This window comes from Xenorhabdus ishibashii, from assembly GCF_002632755.1.
Classification (GTDB): Bacteria; Pseudomonadota; Gammaproteobacteria; order Enterobacterales; family Enterobacteriaceae; genus Xenorhabdus; species Xenorhabdus ishibashii.
Genome location: NZ_NJAK01000001.1, coordinates 722,808 through 741,312 on the forward strand (window position 1 = coordinate 722,808; position 18,505 = coordinate 741,312).

An 18,505-nucleotide genomic window follows, 5' to 3' on the forward strand; every position below is an offset into this window, starting at 1 on the left:
AAATATGTAATAAAAGTATACCCGTTTTACCCCGCTCTTTTTCACATACATATCCACAGAAAAAGTGAATAAAATGGTTATGACCAGACAATAAATGTTTATAACTTTAGCTTTTCCTGTGAATTAACCCTCTGAGAGTGTAACCATGTGGATTTAAAATCATACCATCCCAAAGTGTTCACTTTTACTCCCCACATACTGTGTTTACCCTGTAATTCGTACTATTCTTAACTGACTCCCAATTTTTTTTGCAGTAATAGTACTTTTTACCAGCCAGTAAGCTATCTTACTGGCTTTTCAATAGCTATATTGTTCTTTAGTTAGGTATCCTTAAACTTCTTCGGTGATATAGCGTGCAATGATATTGCCCATTTCATCAGTGCTGACTGCTGTGTCATTACCTGCGAGATCGCCGGTACGATAACCTTGTTCCAAAGCATAGTTGATCGCCCGTTCAATAGCATCAGCGGCATCAAAGTGTCCAAGGCTATAGCGCAGCAACAGTGCTGTGGATAATATCTGGGCTATTGGGTTAGCGATATTTTTACCTGCAATGTCAGGGGCTGAACCACCAGCAGGTTCATATAAGCCAAAGCCTTTTTCATTTAGGCTGGCAGAAGGCAACATTCCCATTGAACCGGTGATCATAGCGCACTCATCGGATAAAATATCGCCAAAAATATTGGAGCATAATAGAACGTCAAATTGAGCGGGATTTTTGATTAACTGCATGGTGGCGTTATCGATATACATATGTTCGATGGTAACGTCAGGGTAATCTTTGGCGATTTTGCTAACGACTTCACGCCATAACACGGAGCTTTGCAAAACATTCGCTTTATCAATCGAAGTGACTTTATGGCGGCGTTTGCGCGCAGATTCAAAAGCAATACGCGCTATCCGTTCTATCTCGAAACGATGATAAACTTCAGTATCAAAAGCACGCTCATATTTTCCTTCACCTTCGCGCCCTTTGGGTTGTCCAAAATAAATTCCGCCTGTCAGCTCACGAACGCACAAAATATCAAAGCCCTTAGCGGCAATATCATGGCGAAGGGGGCAAAAAGATTCTAAGCCTGCATATAAACGAGCAGGGCGTAAATTACTGAATAATTTAAAATACTTTCGCAGTGGCAATAATGCTCCTCGTTCTGGCTGTTCGGCGGGTGGCAGATGCTCCCATTGCGGGCCACCTACAGAGCCAAATAGGATCGCGTCAGCCTTTTCGCAGCCGATAATCGTTTCTTGAGGCAAAGGTGTGCCATGACGATCAATAGCAATCCCTCCCACATCATATTCGCTAGTTGTGATACGGATATTAAAACGATGACGGATGGCATCCAACACTTTGTAGGCTTGCTTCATAACTTCAGGGCCAATGCCATCGCCAGGCAAAACAGCAATGTGGCAATACTTAGTTTCTTGTTTGCTTGGAATCGCGTCATTTGAAATAGATTGGCGTGAAGTCATGATTATACCGTTTCCTTTTTGTTGTTCCGATGATCGTTTCGAATACTGCCGTTTTGGGAGATGCGTTGCTTCTCTTTTTCTACTTGCTCTGCCTGCCAGATATTATTCAAAACATGGATCATTGCCTTGGCAGAGGAGCCAATAATGTCAGTTTCCAAACCCACTCCGTGAAAACGGCGGCCAAAACACTCCACGATAATATCAACCTGACCGAGAGCATCTTTACCATGCCCCTTACCGGATAATTGATAGGAAATTAATTCCAGAGGATAACCGGTAATGCGGTTGATGGCCTGATAGATGGCATCAACAGTACCGTTACCAGTTGAGGCTTCAGATTTAATTTCATCTCCGCAGGCCAGACGAACGGTTGCAGTAGGTACTACATTGGAGCCTGACTGAATACTGAAATAGTCCAGACGGAAGTGTTCATGTTCTTGTTGCTGTTGATTGATAAACACTAAGGCTTCCAAATCGTAATCAAACACCTGTCCTTTTTTGTCTGCTAATTTCAAGAATGCTTGATACAGCGCATCCAGATCGTAATCACTCTCTTGATAGCCCATTTCTGTCATACGATGTTTTACTGCGGCACGTCCAGAACGTGAGGTCAGGTTCAACTGGGTATCTTTCAGGCCGATGGATTCTGGCGTCATGATCTCGTAAGTTTCACGATTTTTCAGCACACCATCCTGATGAATGCCGGATGAATGGGAAAACGCATTGCTGCCGACAACCGCTTTATGAGTGGGGATCGGTGTATTACTAATTTGACTAACTAATTGACTGGTACGGTAAATTTCTTGATGATTGATATTGGTATGCACGCCTAACATTTGCTGGCGCGTTTTGATAGTCATGATCACTTCTTCCAGTGAACAGTTACCCGCACGTTCTCCTAACCCATTGATAGTCCCCTCTATTTGACGAGCACCTTCCTGAATGGCTGTAATGGAGTTAGCGACGGACATACCTAAGTCATCGTGGCAGTGAACTGAAATAATCGCTTTATCAATATTGGGTACGCGATTAAATAATGTACGTATAATACCGCCAAATTGGTAAGGTGTTGTGTAACCAACAGTGTCTGGAATGTTGACGGTGGTTGCCCCCGCTTTGATAGCTTGCTCGACAATTTTGCACAAATTATCGATATCTGTACGACCTGCATCTTCACAGGAAAACTCAACATCATCAGTGTAGTTGCGTGCCCGTTTGATGGAGCGAACCGCCATTTCTACAACATCATCAAAGGTCCTTTTTAATTTATGTTCGACGTGCAGATTTGAGGTAGCGAGTACCATATGCAGGCGGAAGGCTTCAGCGACTTTCAAGGCTTCGGCAGAAACATCAATATCTTTGTCAACACAGCGGGATAAGGCACAAATACGACTGTTCTTGATTTCACGGGCGATGGTTTGAACTGATTCAAAATCTCCCGGAGAAGACACTGGAAAACCGGCTTCAATAACATCAACTCCCAACCTTTCCAGTGCATAAGCGATTTGCAGTTTCTCTTTCACACTCAGGCTAGCTTGTAATGCCTGTTCTCCATCACGTAACGTAGTATCGAAGATAATAACTTGCTGGCTCATGTTGTGCTCCTGTTAAATAGATTAACCATTGGGTTAGGTAACTTAGTTTGGTATTCGGTAAATGGGATTTATTTTTGAGCGCCGGCAGGTAAAAAAAACCCGCGCATGGCGCGGGTTTCTTATGTCTGATGTAGGTTAACTTATCCCTGTTTTTCACCTACCAGCATACCGCGCGCATTAAAGGCGATAATTAGTAGGCTTAGTAGAAGAACAGAATGAATCATGTGAGTTAACCTTTGTAAATTTGTTAATTTAGTTTTAATTGTCAATGTATTTTATAGATACTTTATCTAAAAAATAATGTCAAGCAGTATAAATACGAATTTAGCGTAGATTGCGCATATTTTTGGTTTTTCATTGAGCTATTATTGAGTTTGGTGACTATTTTTTACATTTTTAGCGATGTTTTTATCTATTTTTTGTATCAATATATGGAGTAAAATCCTGCCCTGATGGATAATAAATGAGATGCCTGTTATTTTATACAGTCAACTATATTTCTAAGTAACAAGGATAGATGGATGTTGACCACCGTGTTTTAGGTTAAAAAATCATAACCATATAGAATATTAATAAATTGTATTTTGATAGATTGGAATTTCATTATTGACGAATTACTTACGATAAAAGTCATTAGTGTAATTTGAGTTGCTGCTATTCATATATAAAAACTAATATTCATTATTATAAAAATATTACGGTTACGTAAATAAAAATGTATTGGTTATGCGTGTTTTTTTGTTTTTGTACAAGAGTGAACTCCAGTTTGTTTTTTAACGAAATTGGAGTGATTGTTCTTATTAATGGATAAGACTGTTTGTGATATTGAAATGTTATATTTAGACACGGTAAATATCTATATTTAATGAGGGCGCTACTATATTTAGTGGAGTGAAATAATGACAGAATACAACTCAATAGCGACAGAAAAAAAAGAATCGTGCGATATTCAATTGCGTGGTGTGGATCTTAATTTGCTGACTGTTTTTGACACTGTAATGCAAATGCAAAATATTACACGAGCAGCTCAGGCATTGGGAATGTCACAACCGGCAGTCAGTAATGCTGTATCGCGTCTGAAAACAATGTTTGGTGATGAACTATTTGTTCGTTATGGTCGAGGTATTCAGCCAACGGCGAGGGCAAAACAGCTTTTTGGACCGCTTAGGCAGGCATTGCAAATTGTTCATAATGAACTACCTGGAGTGGGATTTGATCCCAACAAGAGTACAAGGATATTTAATCTCTCTATTTGTAGTCCCCTTGATATTCGTTTAGCTGCTCAAATTGTTGGACAGATAAAAAAACAGGCTTGCAATATCGAAATTGTTATTAAAACACAAATTAATGATGATATTGAGAAGCAATTAAAATATCAGGAAATAGAATTTGTTATCAGTTACAACCAATTGGAATGCCCTAGTTTTCATAATTATCCGCTGTTTAATGATGAATTGGTTCTGGCTTTTTCTAAGCATCATCCTAGAATTGGCAGTCGAATTACACAGCAACAATTACAGAAAGAAAGACATGCCATCGTTGCATTGGATAACATAGATTCATTTAGTAAACCTTACTATGAAAATAATGAATTATTGCGTTCTGTTTCTTATCAGGGAACGGATTTAAATAGTGTTCTTAATATTGTTTCTCAGACTTATTTAGTCGCCATAGTACCAAAGTGGATGGTTGATCACTATTCCGAACAGTTAAATATCTGTTCAGTAACTTTGCCTAATGGCTCAATTTTTCGTCCTTGTTATTTGATATGGCATGGTGCAACAGATCGGGATAAAGGCCATCAGTGGATGAAATCACTGTTAAGTCATCTTGGTGAGTAAAAATAGATCACATTGAAGTAGAACAAGGGAGAAGATATCAAAAATGGGCTTCCCCCTTTTACCAGGAATGGGTAGACTGCGCGGAAATAGCTAACATCTGTAAGCTGAAAAGTGGGTAATTCACTTACTAAAAACGCTGAATGAAATATTTATACAGGAATATATTGTGATAACAGATCCTCTGCACTCCTATCACTTGGTTAACCGATTGCAGCAGCAATTCAATGAATATCCAGAAAAAGTTGCCTTTCGGCAGTGGTCTCCATCAGAACAGTTGGCAATGAATTGGCGACAGATTGAATGCACAACAAAATCTGTGGCAAAAGCATTACTGTCATTGAGAGTAGAAGTGCAGGGGAAAGTGGGTATTTTTGCGCAAAATTGTATGGCATGGTCATTAGCTGACTTAGCTATCCTTCAGCTTCGGGCAGTGACCGTGCCATTGTACGCGACCAATACTTGTGATCAGGCGGCATTTATTCTCAATGATGCAGCAGTACAGGTGTTATTTGTTGGTGGACAGGAACAATATGACATTGCAATGACGCTGATCGAACTGTGTCCTAAACTTACCCATCTTATTGTTATGGACGAATCTGTGGACTTGAAAGAATGTCCGCAGGCATTGTATTTATCCTCCTTGATTGATAATGACTACTCGCAATATCAGGCAGAATTTAATAGCCGTATTGCGGGTCAGGACTTGAATGACCTTTTCACGTTAATCTATACCTCTGGTACAACGGGGGAGCCAAAAGGGGTGATGCTGGATTATCGGAATATGGCGGCACAGCTTTATCTGCATGACCAGAGGTTAACATTGACCAATCAGGATGTATCACTCTGCTTTCTGCCGCTATCCCATATTTTTGAGCGGGCGTGGAGTTATTATGTCATGCACACTGGTGCCCTGAACGTTTATTTAACAGATACCAATCTTGTGCGTGAGGCCATGTCTGATGTGCATCCGACGGTGATGTGCTCCGTCCCCCGTTTTTATGAGAAAATTCATGGTGCGATCTTAGAAAAAGTTTCCCGAGCGCCTTTTTGGCGTAGGATGATTTTTAATTGGGCGCTGAAACAGGGAGAAAACCGCTGGAAGAATCAGCAGGAGAATAAAAAAGGATGCCCATTCACGCGCTGTAGTTATCGATTGGCTGACAAATTGGTGTTGAATAAACTCCGTGGGCTTTTGGGCGGACGAGTGCGTTTCTTGCCGGTGGCGGGAGCACGCCTTGACGATGCCATTACCCGTTTTTTTCTGTCCATTGGCCTGAATATCAAATATGGATATGGTATGACAGAAACTTGTGCCACGGTGTCTTGCTGGGAAGAAAAAAATTATCTGTTTGGCTCAATTGGTACTCCACTGCCTGAGGTTGATGTTCGCATTAGTGCGGAAGGGGAAATCCAAGTGCGTGGCCCTATTGTAATGAAAGGTTATTTCAACCGCCCAGAGGAAACGGTCCATGCCTTTACGGAGGATGGTTGGCTGCGGACAGGCGATGCCGGAGGTCTGGACGAAAACGGTAATTTGTTTATTACCGAGCGCCTGAAAGATCTGATGAAAACGTCAACAGGTAAATATATTGCGCCACAAATGATTGAAGGGATGTTAGGGCAGGATCGTTTTATTGAACATATTGCCGTCATTGCTGATGCGCGCCAATTCGTTTCTGCGCTGATTGTTCCCAGTTATGAAGCTGTGGAAGAGTATGCGAAATCTATCAATCTCCATTACCGTGACCGCCTGGAATTGCTGCGCAATCACCAAATTGTTGAGCTGTTTGAACGACGTTTAAAAGAAATGCAAAAAAATATTGTCAGATTCCATCAGGTCAAACGATTTATTCTTTTGCCGGAAGCCTTTTCAATGGAAAAAGGAGAATTAACGCCGACATTGAAATTACGTCGTAAGGTTATTTCTCAGCGTTATCAGCGTGAAATTGAATCTATGTATCAGGATTAATAGGTAAAAGTTCGGCTCTCTCTTCTTCAACGAATGTTTTCAATATGTAAATTGATGTTTGCTAACATTTGTGTCTAACGTTATGTTAGTTAACTTGGCGTTATGGAATAAATAAAAAATGGGATGAATAAGGTAACTTTTTCGTTACCTTATAAAATTCAGACGATTAACTTGCAAACAGAGCCTGGAGGCAAACTCGATGGAGATGTTGTCAGGAGCCGAAATGATTGTCAGATCGCTAATCGATCAGGGCGTTGAACACGTGTTCGGTTATCCGGGCGGGGCGGTACTGGATATTTATGATGCCCTGCATACGATTGGGGGAGTCGAACATATTTTAGTGCGTCATGAACAGGGTGCTGTTCATATGGCGGATGGATATGCGCGTAGTACGGGCAAAGTTGGGGTTGTTTTAGTCACCTCAGGGCCAGGGGCAACGAATGCCGTCACAGGCATTGCAACGGCATACATGGATTCAATTCCTATGGTCGTGTTATCTGGTCAGGTTGCCAGTTCCCTGATAGGTAATGATGCTTTTCAGGAATGCGATATGGTGGGAATTTCCCGCCCCATCGTGAAACATAGTTTTCTGGTGAAAAAAGCAGAAGATATTCCAAATACAATTAAAAAAGCTTTTTACCTGGCTGCAAGTGGTCGGCCGGGACCTGTTGTTATCGATTTTCCTAAAGATACCGTCAACCCTGCATTGAAATTCCCGTATGTGTACCCTGAAAAAATTAACATGCGTTCTTATAACCCTACTGTACAGGGACACAAGGGACAAATTAAACGTGTGTTGAAGACGCTGATGAAGGCAAAAAAACCCGTAATTTATGTTGGAGGGGGAGCCATAAATTCTGCCTGTACAACTGAATTGCTGAAGTTGGCTGAACATTTTCACCTTCCGGTCGTCAGTTCGTTGATGGGATTAGGTGCATTTCCTGCAACACATCGCCAAAGCTTAGGCATGCTGGGGATGCACGGAACTTTTGAAGCGAATAAAGCGATGCACAACTCTGATGTTATTTTTGCAGTAGGAGTGCGTTTTGACGATCGAACAACCAATAATCTGGAAAAATATTGCCCCGAAGCAACCGTATTACATATTGATATCGATCCAACCTCAATTTCAAAAACGGTAACAGCGGATATCCCTATTGTTGGCGATGCTAAACAGATACTTGGTCAGATGCTGGAATTATTGGATTCCATCGAAGAAGATAGCCAAGACCCCGATGCCCTGAAAGATTGGTGGCTTGCGATTGAACAGTGGCGCAGCCGCAAGTGTCTTGATTACGATCACACGACAGCGAAAATCAAGCCACAGGCGGTTATTGAAACTCTTTATCGTCTAACCAAGGGGGACGCCTACATTGCGTCAGATGTTGGCCAGCATCAGATGTTTGCTGCTTTGCATTACCCCTTTGATAAGCCGCGACGTTGGATCAATTCTGGTGGTTTAGGAACGATGGGATTTGGCTTGCCTGCTGCGCTTGGCGTGAAGTTGGCGAAACCTGAAGCCACGGTCGTGTGTGTAACAGGGGATGGCAGTATTCAGATGAATATTCAAGAATTATCTACTGCCTTGCAATATGGTTTGCCTGTGCTGGTGCTGAATCTGAATAACCGTTTCTTGGGTATGGTGAAACAATGGCAGGATATGATATACGCGGGTCGTCATTCTCAATCCTACATGGAATCCCTGCCTGATTTCGTCAAATTGGCAGAATCTTATGGGCATATTGGCATCTCCATCCAAACTTACGATGAGTTGGAGGCTAAATTGACTCAAGCACTGCATGAAGTCACTGAAAATCAACGTCTGGTTTTCGTGGATGTTACCGTTGACGAAACAGAACATGTTTATCCAATGCAGATCCGAGGCGGGGCAATGGATGAAATGTGGTTAAGCAAAACAGAGAGAACCTGATCATGCGCCGGATTTTGTCTGTATTACTTGAAAACGAATCGGGAGCATTATCCCGCGTTGTGGGTTTATTCTCTCAGCGGGGTTATAACATCGAAAGTTTAACGGTCGCTCCTACTGAAGATCCCACATTGTCACGTATGACTATCCAAACCAAAGGTGATGCCAAGGTATTGGAACAAATTGAAAAACAGTTGCATAAATTGGTGGATGTATTGAGGGTCAATGAATTAACAGCAGGGCCTCATGTTGAGCGGGAAATCATGCTGGTTAAATTACAAGCCAGTGGATATGCACGGGAAGAGGTTAAACGCAGTACCGATATTTTTCGCGGTCAGATCGTTGATGTGACTTCAGCACTCTATACTGTCCAATTAGTAGGGACAAGTGAAAAACTGGACGCTTTTCTTGATTCAATCAGAGACGTGGCGGAGATCGTTGAAGTGGTGCGTTCGGGCATCGTTGGTGTCTCTCGCGGAGATAAAATTATGCGATGAAAAATCGTAATCTGCGGGTTAAAATACAGATATTTATTGAGCCCTACTGTAAAGTAGGGCTTTTTCATCATCTTACTGAGGGGTTAATGTGAAACTGGATGAGATCGCCCGCTTAGCAGGTGTTTCACGTACTACGGCCAGTTATGTTATCAATGGTAAAGCTAAGCAGTATCGGGTTAGTGATAAAACAGTAGAAAAAGTGATGGCAGTGGTCAAGGAGCATAATTATCATCCTAATGCTGTCGCCGCTGGCCTTCGGGCGGGGAGAACCCGTTCAATTGGTTTAGTCATACCCGATCTGGAAAATACGAGTTACACACGTATTGCCAATTATCTTGAACGTCAGGCACGGCAACGCGGCTACCAGTTACTGATCGCCTGTTCTGAAGATCAGCCAGATAATGAAATGCGTTGTGTTGAACATCTTTTACAACGTCAGGTTGATGCGATCATTGTTTCTACCGCCTTGCCGCCTGAGCATCCTTTCTACCAGCGTTGGGCAAATCGCTCATTGCCAATCATCGCACTTGACCGTGCCTTGGACAGCGAACATTTTATCAGTGTGGTTGGGGATGATCTTGAAGATGCGAAGATGCTGGCACAGGAATTGCGTCAATTTCCGGCTGAATCTGTCCTTTATTTGGGAGCATTACCTGAATTGTCGGTCAGTTTCTTGCGTGAACAAGGTTTCCGCGAAGCGTGGCAGCATGATCCACGGGAAGTAAACTATCTTTATGCCAATAGCTATGAACGTGAAGCTGCGGCAGAAGTATTTGCATCATGGTTGGACGCAAACCCTGTTCCTCAGGCTTTGTATACGACTTCATTTGCGTTACTTCAGGGTGTCATGGATACGCTTCTCAAACGCAGTGGCCGTTTACCAAGTCAATTGGTTATTGCCACATTTGGTGATCATGAATTGCTTGATTTCCTTGAGTGTCCGGTATTGTCGGTGGCACAGCGTCATCGTGATGTTGCTGAACGTGCTCTTGAACTGGTATTAGCCAGTTTGGATGAAAAGCAGCGTCCAACTCCCGGAATAACCCGAATGCGTCGTCATCTATGTCGTCGTGGTAAGTTAAGCCGAAAAGCCTAATTGAGTACCCTCATTAAAGATGAGGGTGCTATTTGCCTGCCTGATATCATCAAAATACGCGCGTTGAGGCAATTTTGAGATTATTCTTACTAAAATTCTTCTAAACAGATTTTTATAACCGTGAAAATCGATAATGTGTTATTTAAATTCACAGGATGAATAATTTTGTAATAACGCGTTATTGTTTATATGGGGTATTTGTTGTTTAAGAATTATTTTTTTACTTGTTTGATATGTAACCATTTTATGTTTTTAGGTAAATACAAAATTTCAATATGTTATTATTTTTTATGCTATTGTAACCTAAATATATAGTTATTATTGATAATTTTATGTCGATTAATAATTGATCGGTAGTGAGATATGGGTTACATAAATTAATTTAAGTGGTAATTAATTGTACTGAATGCCATCTTAAATAAGGTTCTCTACAGATTTATTAAATTATTCAAAATTATCATGATGTTATCTATTATTAATACAGCCAAAACTAAAAAATCCTTCTTTTTCTCTTCCGAATCTTTCTGTAAATCTAGCTAAAGCGCCCAGGCTCTGGCTTGACAAGGTTTTCATACCATCCGTAAACTCTTAATTGTGGTGATTTGTGGGATAATGTGGAGATTTGAGCCATCAAGGGGTAACCTGAGTATGTTTCGTGGAGCAACGCTGGTTAATCTCGATAGCAAAGGGCGGCTTACTGTACCAGCCCGATATAGAGAAATGCTGAATGAAGTATCAACAGGCCAGATGGTTTGTACTATTGATCTTCATCAGCCGTGCTTGTTGCTTTATACATTACCCGAATGGGAAGTCATCGAAAAAAAATTATCTCGCTTATCCAGCATGAATCCAGCCGAACGTCGTGTTCAACGTTTGTTATTGGGACACGCCAGTGAATGTCAAATGGACAGTGCAGGACGTCTTTTATTAGCCAGCACACTGCGACAGCACGCAGGGCTAACAAAAGAGGTCATGCTGGTTGGGCAATTTAATAAATTTGAATTGTGGGATGAACAAGTTTGGTATCAACAGGTACAGGATGATATTGCGGTTGAGCAATCCACACAAGAACCTCTATCAGCAAGGCTACAGGATTTATCACTATAACATGGCAAATAGTCATTTTGAGCATACCAGTGTACTGCTGGATGAAGCTGTCAATGGATTGAATATTCAAGAAGATGGAATTTATATCGATGGAACGTTTGGGCGAGGGGGACATTCTCGCCTGATTTTGTCGAAATTGGGACCCAATGGACGTTTGATGGCGATCGATCGTGACCCACAAGCCATTGAAGCGTCAAAGGCCATTACGGACAAGCGTTTTTCTATTACTCATGGGCCATTTTCTGAATTGGCAACTTATGTAGAAGAGGCTGGTCTGGTTGGAAAAATTGATGGCGTATTGCTGGATTTAGGGGTTTCTTCCCCACAATTGGATGATCCTGAACGTGGTTTTTCATTTATGCGTGATGGGCCATTGGATATGCGTATGGATACCACTCGTGGGCAGTCTGCCGCAGAATGGTTGATGAAAGCTGAAGCAGATGACATCGCATGGGTGTTAAAAACATTTGGCGAAGAGCGTTTTGCCAAGCGTATCGCAAGAGCCATTGTGGCACGCAATCAGGAACAACCGATTACGCGTACGCGCGAGCTGGCAGAGTTGATTGCTCAGGCAAGCCCGATTAAAGAAAAACATAAGCATCCGGCAACACGCAGCTTTCAGGCCATCAGGATTTACATTAACAGTGAACTGGAAGAGATAGAACGTGCATTAGAGGGTGCACTGCACGTTCTGGCACCACAAGGGCGATTATCAGTCATCAGTTTCCACTCGTTGGAAGATCGCATAGTGAAACGCTTTATCCGACAACACAGTCAGGGGCCACAGGTTCCAGCCGGTTTGCCTCTCACAGAAGCGCAGTTAAAAACGCTGGGGGGAAGAAGTCTGAAATCCATTGGCAAAATGAAACCCTCAGAGGATGAAGTAGCCACAAATCCAAGAGCGCGTAGCTCGGTTTTGCGGTTTGCTGAAAAGGTGGGTGACTGATGGCTGGTGAACGTCATGGGTTAGTTGGAGTGATTGGTAACGATTTAATTCGTAATGCCAAACTCCCACTGATTTTGCTGGTAGCAGTTGTAGTTTCAGCCATCAGTGTTGTGACGGTCACACATCAGACCCGCTTATTGACTGCGGAAAAAGAGCGTCAAGTTATCCAGCTTGATGCTCAGGATATTGAGTGGCGTAATCTGCTCCTTGAAGAGAACGCACTGGGTGATCACAGTCGGGTTGAACGGATTGCGACTGAAAAATTGCTGATGCAACACGTTGATCCAAGTAAAGAGAATATTGTGATCATTCAATAAGTCCAGTTGACAACCAAAAGGTGGGCGATGAAAGCTGCACGCTCTTTAAAGTTGAAAAAGCAAGAAGATAAAGCAAGTTTTGTAAGCTGGCGTTTTGCCTTGCTATGTGGAGGCATTGGGATTGCTTTAATCGGGCTTTTGATTCGTGTTGCCTATTTGCAGATCATCAATCCTGATCGTTTGGTAAAAGAAGGTGATTCGCGTTCCCTGCGTATCCAATCTGTCCCGACTGCCCGTGGCATGATCAATGACCGCAATGGGCGCCCACTGGCAGTGAGTGTGCCTGTTGATGCGGTCTGGGCAGACCCTAAGGAAGTGTTTGAAAAAGGGGGTATCACAAATGACTCTCGTTGGCAGGCTTTGGCTGATGCCCTTTCTATCCCTCTTGAACAACTAACCAGCAAAATTAACGAATATCCCAAGGGGCGTTTTGTTTACCTTGCTCGTCAAGTGAATACATCTATCGGCGATTATGTCGAGAAATTGAGGCTGCCTGGTATCTATTTGCGTCAGGAATCCCGCCGTTATTATCCGGCAGGGCAGGTGACAGCACATATTATTGGCGTCACTAATATTGACGGTGCAGGTATTGAGGGCGTTGAAAAAAGCTTTGATAACTGGTTGACAGGTATGCCGGGAAGCCGAACTGTTCGTAAAGATCGTACAGGGCGTGTTATTGAGGATATTTCATCGACAGATAGCCGAGCCGCCCACGATTTAACGCTCAGCATAGATGAGCGCCTTCAGATGCTGGTATATCGCGAATTAACCAAAGCCGTTGCGCTGAACAAAGCCGAATCAGGTACAGCCGTACTGGTTGATGTCAATACAGGCGAAGTATTGGCAATGGCAAACAGCCCATCTTATAACCCAAATAATTTGGCTGGAACGCCGAAAGATGCGATGCGTAACCGTGCTATCACCGATATTTTTGAGCCAGGTTCTACGGTGAAACCGCTGGTGGTGATGAGTGCACTGAATAGTGGCATTGTCAAAGAAAATACCGTGTTAGATACCAGACCATACCGAGTAACGTATGGATCGCGAGGGCATGAAATTAAAGATGTTGCGCCACGTCCTGAATTAACTATCACAGGAATCTTACAGAAGTCGAGTAACGTTGGTGTTTCCAAGCTGGCGTTAGCGATGCCTGCCTCAGAGGTGGTAAATGTTTATTCACGCTTTGGGATGGGAAAACCGACCAATTTGGGGCTGGTCGGAGAAAGTAGTGGCTTATTTCCAACTAATAAACAACGGTGGTCAGATCTTGATAGGGCCACCTTTTCTTTCGGCTACGGGCTGATGGTAACGCCGTTACAGTTAGCGCGAGTCTATGCAACGATAGGCAGTCTGGGTGTTTATCGCCCATTGTCCATTACCAAAGTCGATCCTCCCGTGCCGGGTACACGAGTATTTCCTGAAACTGTCATGCGAACAGTGGTGCACATGATGGAGAGTGTGGCATTACCAGGGGGAGGCGGTGTACGGGCAGCGATAAAAGGTTATCGCATTGCTGTTAAAACGGGTACAGCAAGAAAAGTCGGGCCAGATGGCAGGTATCTCAATAATAAGCATATTTCTTATACCGCCGGAATTGCACCGGCGAGTAATCCACGGTTTTCACTGGTTGTGATCATTAATGATCCACAAGCAGGTAAATATTATGGCGGTGCAGTTGCTGCACCTGTCTTCGGCACAATCATGAGTGGTGTTCTGCGTACCATGAATGTTGAACCAGATGCATTGCCTATAGGCGATAAAAACGAATTTGTGATTAATAAATAAAGAGGATAAAAGTGGCAGATCGTAATTTGCGCGATTTATTGGCTCCATGGGGTGTTGATACACCGGAGCTTCGGCTGCGTGAAATGACATTGGATAGCCGTAAGGCGGCTGCCGGAGATCTGTTTGTTGCGGTTCAAGGGCATCAGACAGACGGTCGAAAGTATATTCCTCAAGCTATCGCTCAAGGTGTCGCTGCGGTGATTGCAGAAGCGAAGGGAAAAGCAGATAACGGCACTGTGCAGAAAATGCACGGTGTGCCTGTTATCTATCTGGATAATTTAAATAGCAAATTATCAAATCTGGCCGGCGAATTTTACCAGCATCCCGGCAATAAACTGAAATTGATTGGGGTGACGGGCACCAACGGGAAAACAACAACAACCCAATTGTTGGCGCAATGGAGTCAGGGGCTTGGCGAAACCAGTGCCGTGATGGGAACGGTCGGAAATGGTTTGTTGGGTATGATCGTTCCCAGCGAAAATACAACTGGCTCTGCGGTTGATATTCAGCTTGATTTACAACAATTGGTTAATCAAAACGCTACTTTTGCTGCGATGGAAGTCTCTTCGCATGGTCTGGTTCAGGGAAGAGTGGCAGCATTGCCATTTCAAGCCGCTATTTTTACTAATTTAAGCCGTGATCACCTTGATTATCATGGTGATATGGAAAATTACGAAGATGCCAAATGGCGACTGTTCAGTGACCATGATGTAAAGCAGAAAATCATCAATGCTGATGATGCGGTTGGGCAGAAGTGGTTGTCTCACCTGCCGGATGCCGTTGCTGTTTCGATGGAAAATAATTTGCCCGAAAATTGGCAGGGGCGTTGGCTATCGGCCAGTGAGGTGCATTACCACGACAAAGGTGCTTCCATCACATTTAATTCCAGTTGGGGGAATGGGACATTCAATAGCCCTCTTATGGGCGCGTTTAATGTGAGTAATTTACTATTGGCGCTTACCACTCTGTTGTCTCTGGACTATCCCTTGGAAAAACTGCTATCGACGGCTTCTTGTCTGAAACCTGTTTGTGGCCGTATGGAAGTTTTTTCTGCTGCGGGTCGTCCGACGGTTGTGGTTGATTATGCCCATACACCTGATGCCTTGGAAAAAGCATTATCTGCGGCTCGCCTGCACTGTAAAGGGCAACTTTGGTGTGTATTTGGTTGTGGCGGTGATCGCGACAAAGGCAAGCGTCCATTAATGGGGGGCATTGCAGAGCAGGGCGCTGATCATGTGATTGTCACTGATGATAATCCACGCAGTGAAGAGCCTCAGTCAATTGTGACTGATATCCTGCAAGGGTTCATCGACCCAGGACAGGCGACGGCGATTCATGGGCGGGTTGAGGCCGTCACCAGTGCCATTATGCAGGCAAATGAAGACGATGTGGTTCTTGTGGCCGGCAAAGGTCATGAAGATTATCAATTGGTTGGCAATCGTCGTTTGGATTACTCAGATCGCCTGACTGTTGCGCGTTTGCTGGAGGTAATTGCATGATCCCTCTGACCCTACAGCAATTAGCACACTTGACCGGTGGCACGTTATATCGCATTACCGAACAGCAAGCTGAAACTTTGCAAATTAATACTGTGGAAACGGATAGCCGTAAGATCGTGCGTGGTGGGTTGTTTATTGCCTTAAAAGGCGAAAAATTCGACGCCCATGATTTTGCTGCTGATGTAGCACAGCAGGGCGCTGGTGCTTTATTGGTTAGTTGTTGTCTGGATATTGACTGCCCTCAGGTTGTGGTTAAAGACACGCGTCTGGCGATGGGAAAACTGGCGGGCTGGGTTCGTCAACAAAGTAAAGCACGCGTTGTGGCTTTAACAGGCTCGTCAGGTAAAACATCCGTTAAAGAGATGACAGCGGCGATTCTGCGTCAGTGTGGCGATACCCTATATACCGCAGGCAACTTCAACAATGATATTGGCGTGCCATTGACGTTGTTCAGGTTGACGGATAAGCACCAGTTTGCCGTTATTGAACTGGGAGCGAACCATATTGGTGAAATATCTTACACCACTGAAATGACTTGTCCTGAAAGTGCATTGGTCAATAACCTCTTTTCTGCTCACCTGGAAGGTTTCGGCTCTTTGGTCGGGGTGGCAAAGGCAAAAGGTGAAATCTTTGCAGGCCTTGCTCCAACTGGAACCGCCATAATCAATCTGGATAGCAATGATTGGGAAAATTGGCAGCACAGCATTAGCGATCAGCAAACAGTATGGCGCTTTTCCGCTTCATCAACGGCGGGAGCGGATTTTTACGCAACGGACATTTTAGAACAACCGTTGGCAACGCATTTTTGCCTCCATAGCCCCATTGGGCGTGTTGAACTGACATTGCCATTGCCGGGGAAACACAATGTAGCCAATGCATTGGCAGCCAGCGCGTTGGCAATTTCTGTTGGTGCATCACTGGATGATATTCGTACCGGATTATCGGGGTTGCAAGCGGTTGCAGGACGTTTATTTCCTGTCGTCCTGACTGAGGGAAAAACGATATTAGATGACACTTATAACGCCAATCCCGGCTCCATGATAGCAGCGGCGAATGTGCTAGCGCAGATGTCTGGTTACCGAGTCATGGTTGTTGGTGATATGGGAGAATTGGGAGAGCAGGCGATTGAGTGCCATCGTGAGGTGGGCGAAGCCGTGGCATCGACAAACATAGATAAGGTACTCAGCGTTGGGGCTTTCAGTGCCCATATTAGTAGAGCGAGTGGTCGGGGGCAGCATTTTGCGAACAAGGCTGAATTAGTTGCAGCGCTGCTTCTTTTACTGGAACAACATGAAATGATTTCCATATTAATTAAAGGTTCACGTAGTGCCGCAATGGAAGAGGTTGTGAACGTGCTGAAGGAGAACTTCCAATGTTAGTTTGGCTGGCCGAATATCTGGTTAAGTATCACACCGGTTTTAACGTCTTCTCATATTTGACGTTCAGAGCCATCGTCGGCTTGCTTACTGCATTATTCATCGCGTTATGGATGGGGCCAAGGTTGATCGCTTATCTGCAAAAATTGCAAATAGGCCAAGTTGTACGCGATAACGGTCCTGAATCCCATTTTAGTAAGCGTGGGACACCGACAATGGGGGGATTGTTGATTTTGTTCTCCATTACGATCTCTGTATTGCTGTGGACTCGTTTGGATAATCCCTATGTCTGGTGTGTTTTGCTTGTTTTAGTCGGTTATGGCGTTGTGGGATTTGTGGATGATTACCGCAAAGTGGTGCGTAAAGACACCAAGGGGCTAATTGCTCGTTGGAAATATTTCTGGCAGTCCGTTATTGCTCTGGGTGTCGCGTTTGTTATGTACAGCATCGGCAAAGATACATCTGCAACACAATTAGTCGTGCCGTTCTTTAAAGAGGTTATGCCGCAACTGGGTTTGTTTTACATTCTGCTGACGTATTTTGTGATTGTAGGAACCAGTAACGCGGTGAATCTGACTGATGGATTGGATGGCCTTGCCATTATGCCAACAGTACTTGTTGCAGCAGGTTTTGCCTTGGTGGCATGGGCAACAGGTAACGTGAATTTTGCTAACTACCTGCATATCCCTTATTTGAGCCACGCGGGTGAACTAGTGATTGTCTGCACTGCGATTGTCGGTGCAGGACTGGGTTTCTTGTGGTTTAACACTTATCCGGCGCAAGTGTTTATGGGAGATGTTGGGTCATTGGCTTTGGGCGGGGCATTGGGAACCATTGCCGTATTGCTGCGCCAAGAGTTCCTGCTGATCATTATGGGAGGCGTTTTTGTGGTGGAAACGTTGTCTGTCATCTTGCAAGTGGGTTCATTCAAATTGCGTGGACAACGCATTTTCCGCATGGCACCAATTCACCATCACTATGAATTGAAAGGTTGGCCAGAGCCACGCGTTATCGTGCGCTTTTGGATTATTTCTTTGATGTTGGTGTTGATTGGTCTGGCAACGTTAAAGGTACGTTAAT

Annotated in this window: 13 protein-coding genes and 1 pseudogene; 12 read left to right on the forward strand and 2 right to left on the reverse strand. The window is 43.8% G+C overall.

Annotated features, from left to right (window positions below; genetic code table 11):
- Positions 1 to 330: 330 nt before the first annotated feature.
- Together leuB and leuA are read right to left on the reverse strand one after the other, a co-directional pair.
- Positions 331 to 1,470, reverse strand: coding sequence for a 3-isopropylmalate dehydrogenase (gene leuB / locus Xish_RS03440; RefSeq protein ID WP_099116722.1), 1,140 nt, complete (start codon positions 1,468 to 1,470; stop codon positions 331 to 333).
- A 2-nt stretch (positions 1,471 to 1,472) separates the two neighbouring features.
- Entirely contained in the window at positions 1,473 to 3,065 is a 1,593-nt protein-coding gene (gene leuA, locus Xish_RS03445; protein WP_099116723.1) for a 2-isopropylmalate synthase, read from the reverse strand.
- Positions 3,066 to 3,964: 899 nt separating this feature from the next.
- On the opposite strand from leuA, the gene leuO reads away from it, so the two are divergent.
- The 12 genes and pseudogenes from leuO to mraY all read left to right on the forward strand — a co-directional run bounded on the left by leuO (position 3,965) and on the right by mraY (position 18,504).
- Positions 3,965 to 4,906 (forward strand): transcriptional regulator LeuO, encoded by a 942-nt coding sequence (leuO, locus tag Xish_RS03450; protein ID WP_099116724.1) that lies wholly within the window; start codon positions 3,965 to 3,967, stop codon positions 4,904 to 4,906.
- A 169-nt stretch (positions 4,907 to 5,075) separates the two neighbouring features.
- Entirely contained in the window at positions 5,076 to 6,875 is a 1,800-nt protein-coding gene (locus Xish_RS03455; protein WP_425275017.1) for an AMP-dependent synthetase/ligase, read from the forward strand.
- 199 nt (positions 6,876 to 7,074) lie between these two features.
- Positions 7,075 to 8,805: an acetolactate synthase 3 large subunit gene (gene ilvI, locus Xish_RS03460; RefSeq protein WP_099116726.1), complete on the forward strand. Its 1,731-nt coding sequence runs from the start codon at positions 7,075 to 7,077 to the stop codon at positions 8,803 to 8,805.
- A 2-nt stretch (positions 8,806 to 8,807) separates the two neighbouring features.
- Complete coding sequence (ilvN, locus tag Xish_RS03465; RefSeq protein WP_167383280.1) at positions 8,808 to 9,299, forward strand: acetolactate synthase small subunit; 492 nt, start codon at positions 8,808 to 8,810, stop codon at positions 9,297 to 9,299.
- A gap of 88 nt (positions 9,300 to 9,387) precedes the next feature.
- A complete protein-coding gene (gene cra, locus Xish_RS03470) occupies positions 9,388 to 10,395 on the forward strand; it encodes a catabolite repressor/activator (RefSeq protein WP_099116727.1) in 1,008 nt (335 codons plus the stop codon).
- A 648-nt stretch (positions 10,396 to 11,043) separates the two neighbouring features.
- Positions 11,044 to 11,502 carry a division/cell wall cluster transcriptional repressor MraZ gene (gene mraZ, locus Xish_RS03475; protein WP_099116728.1) on the forward strand — a complete coding sequence of 153 codons (459 nt, stop codon included), beginning with the start codon at positions 11,044 to 11,046 and terminating at the stop codon, positions 11,500 to 11,502.
- Position 11,503: 1 nt separating this feature from the next.
- Positions 11,504 to 12,448 carry a 16S rRNA (cytosine(1402)-N(4))-methyltransferase RsmH gene (gene rsmH, locus Xish_RS03480; RefSeq protein ID WP_099116729.1) on the forward strand — a complete coding sequence of 315 codons (945 nt, stop codon included), beginning with the start codon at positions 11,504 to 11,506 and terminating at the stop codon, positions 12,446 to 12,448.
- Positions 12,445 to 12,765 (forward strand): cell division protein FtsL, encoded by a 321-nt coding sequence (ftsL, locus tag Xish_RS03485; protein WP_099116730.1) that lies wholly within the window; start codon positions 12,445 to 12,447, stop codon positions 12,763 to 12,765. Before rsmH ends, ftsL begins: the two co-directional genes overlap by 4 nt.
- A gap of 27 nt (positions 12,766 to 12,792) precedes the next feature.
- A pseudogene (locus Xish_RS03490) lies at positions 12,793 to 14,575 on the forward strand (peptidoglycan glycosyltransferase FtsI).
- A complete protein-coding gene (murE, locus tag Xish_RS03495; RefSeq protein ID WP_099116732.1) occupies positions 14,562 to 16,049 on the forward strand; it encodes a UDP-N-acetylmuramoyl-L-alanyl-D-glutamate--2,6-diaminopimelate ligase in 1,488 nt (495 codons plus the stop codon). The pseudogene Xish_RS03490 and the gene murE overlap by 14 nt, the downstream one beginning before the upstream one ends.
- Positions 16,046 to 17,428: a UDP-N-acetylmuramoyl-tripeptide--D-alanyl-D-alanine ligase gene (murF, locus tag Xish_RS03500; RefSeq protein WP_099116733.1), complete on the forward strand. Its 1,383-nt coding sequence runs from the start codon at positions 16,046 to 16,048 to the stop codon at positions 17,426 to 17,428. The genes murE and murF overlap by 4 nt, the downstream gene beginning before the upstream one ends.
- A complete protein-coding gene (mraY, locus tag Xish_RS03505) occupies positions 17,422 to 18,504 on the forward strand; it encodes a phospho-N-acetylmuramoyl-pentapeptide-transferase (RefSeq protein ID WP_099116734.1) in 1,083 nt (360 codons plus the stop codon). Before murF ends, mraY begins: the two co-directional genes overlap by 7 nt.
- The last annotated feature ends 1 nt before the right edge of the window (position 18,505 follow it).